Raw genomic sequence first — 2,480 nt, forward strand, 5'->3', positions numbered from 1 at the left:
CGCCGTCGCCGGCGTCGCGGCCTCGCTTTTCGGCGTGGAGCTCTCGACGAGCTTCGCCGACAGCACGGCGTTCATCGGCGTTCGCGCGCTGCAGGGCGTCGTCGTCACCGGCTCGGGGCTGATGACGCTCTCGCTCGTGGGCGAGCTCGCCGACCACGGCGAGCGGGCAAACAGCATCGGGAAGGCCAACTCCGTCCGCTTCCTCGCGTCGATCCTCGGCATGATCATCGCGGGCGGGCTGTACCAGGTCATCGGGTTCACGCCGATCTACACGGTGATCGTCGCCGCCTTCGCGCTCGCGCTCGCGGGCGTCTGGCTCTATCTCCCGGCCGACGAGAGCCGCTCGTACGGCAATCCCTTCGCGGGGCTGGCGCTCAACAAGCGCATCATCACGCTCACCTCGTTCCGCGCGCAGTACGCCGTCGCCGTCACTGTCGTCCGGTCGTGGGTGAGCATCTTCGCCGGCGTCTCGGCGGCCCGGGGCGGGCTGGCGTACGCCGGGCTGGCGGTCGCGTTCGTCCTCGTCGCCGAGAAGCTCACGAACATGCTCTGTCAGCCGTTCACCGGCCGGCTCTCCGACGACTACGGCCGCTCGCTGTTCGTGTTCGCCGGCGGCGGCGCGTACGGGCTGGTCGCGCTCGCGGTTCCGTTCACGCCGGCGATCGGCGCGGCGATCGGCCTCCCCGAGACGTACGAGCTGATCGTCCCGTCGCTGCTCAGCGACGTGGCGGGTGTCGGCGCGGGCTACTCGCTGCTCGGGAAGCTCGGTCCGGCCTTCATTCCCCTCCTCGTCGTCAACGGGCTGCTCGGCGTCGTCGACGCGTTCCGCGAGCCCGCGAGCATGGCGCTGTTCGCCGACGAGGGGGCAGACGAGGGCGGGATCGCCGCCAGCTTCGGCATCCGCGAACTCGTCTGGCGGCCCGGCAGCGTGCTCGGTCCCGTGCTCGCCGGCTGGCTCTGGAGCCAGTACGGCATCGCGACGGTGTTCTTCGTCGGCGGCGCGTTCGCGGTGGCGGGCGCGCTCACGTTCGCGGTCGTGCTCACGTGGTTCCACGGCCGCGGCGCGCTGACGGAGTGGTGATCAGCGACCGTCGCCGCGCTCGAACGCCGCGAGTCGGTTCAGCGCGATCGCCGTCCGCAGCGGCGTTCCGGCGTCGCCGCGGTCGAACAGCAGCCCGTCGGTGTCACGGACGTGGTCCAGCACCACTTCGGAGGCGTGCTCCGGCGCGCCCGCGATGCCGGCGTCGGTCCGGTCGACCCACTCCATCACCCGCAGGTCCGACTTCGAGTCGCCGAGCACCAGCGCGAACGGGTCGTCGATGCCGAGCACGTCGAAGGCGGCCTCGACGCCGGCGACCTTGTCGAGTTCGAGCGACGTGATCTCCGCGGCGTCGGCCTCGTAGTACCCCACGTCGACGCGTTCGAACAGCTCCCGGACCGGCTCCGGGACGGTGATTTCGGGGACTGACGCACCAACGCGGTCGAGCACGGCGGCGATCTCGGCGTCGGCAGCGGCGTAGTACGACCGCGCCCACCCTTCCGCGTCCCCCTCGATTCCGGTCTCGGCCGCGACCGCCCGGCCGAGCGAGTCGATCTGGTGGCGCAGCGCCTCGTCGATCACCGCCCGCGCGTCGTCGCTGCCGGTCTCGTGGTTGGGTTTGAGGGTGACGTTGAACTCGTTGCCCTGGAGGTGACAGCCCCGGGCGACCGCCGAGGGGGCGTCCCCGAGCGCGCTCGATCGGACCTGCTCGAACACCCGGCGGATCGACGGCGCCAGCTCCTCGTACAGCAGCTGCTTGGTGTCGGAGCCGTGGCCGGGCGTGAACACCCCGTTGCCGGCCTCGTACACGACCGAGAGCTCGCCCGAGTGGACGAGCTCGCTGCCGAGCCCTTGGACGAGAAAGCCCTTCACGTTCTCCAGCGTCTGCCCGGTGCAGATCACGATCGGCACGCCGTCGTCGTGCAGTTCCGTCAGCAGGTGGAGCGTCTCGCGGGGGATCTCGTTGTCCGTGCTCCCCGCCGAGCGCAGCGTCTCGTCCACGTCGAGGACGAGCACGTTGATCGCCCGGCCCTCGCGGTCCCAGAGGTCGGCGGCCGTCCTCGCGGTCTCCCGGGTCGCGCGGCTGGCGATGTCGGCGTAGGCCTCGCCGAACGCGTCGACGATCCGGCCGTTCCGGCTCTCGAAGTCCGCACGCGCGGTCTCCCACCGCTCCAGCGCGGCCGTCGAGTCGACCGGCGGGAACAGCTCCACGAAGTCCCGCAGGGAACGGATCGACGCGGTGTCGAACTCGTCGTACAGCCGGTCGAGCCGTTCGCGGTGGTCGACGCCCGAGCGGTCGCGGTTTCGCATGGCTCAAATCTTTACTCACTATAGGATAAACGTTTTGTGCGGTTGTGTGATACGGTGTTACATGGACGCAGTTGTGCTGAGCGAGGACGGCTCGCCGCGGCTCGTCGACCGGCCGCGGCCGGATCCGGGG

At 70.6% G+C, this 2,480-nt stretch carries 1 protein-coding gene and 1 pseudogene; one reads left to right on the forward strand and one right to left on the reverse strand.

Translation table 11 applies throughout. From position 1 onward, the window contains the following. Nucleotides 1-1,081: pseudogene (locus tag ACFR9S_RS14455) on the forward strand (MFS transporter); the annotation flags it as partial. On the opposite strand, the gene ACFR9S_RS14460 reads toward ACFR9S_RS14455, so the two are convergent. Continuing rightward, a complete protein-coding gene (locus ACFR9S_RS14460) occupies nucleotides 1,082-2,350 on the reverse strand; it encodes an HAD family hydrolase (protein WP_379818941.1) in 1,269 nt (422 codons plus the stop codon). Nucleotides 2,351-2,480 lie beyond the last annotated feature (130 nt).

The organism is Halolamina salina, from assembly GCF_042678005.1.
Taxonomy (GTDB): domain Archaea; phylum Halobacteriota; class Halobacteria; order Halobacteriales; family Haloferacaceae; genus Halolamina; species Halolamina salina.

What these genes read in the sequence shown, in the direction of transcription:
- ACFR9S_RS14460 (WP_379818941.1), bottom strand. Translation starts at nt 2,350, where the DNA reads ATGCGAAACCGCGACCGCTCGGGCGTCGACCACCGCGAACGGCTCGAC.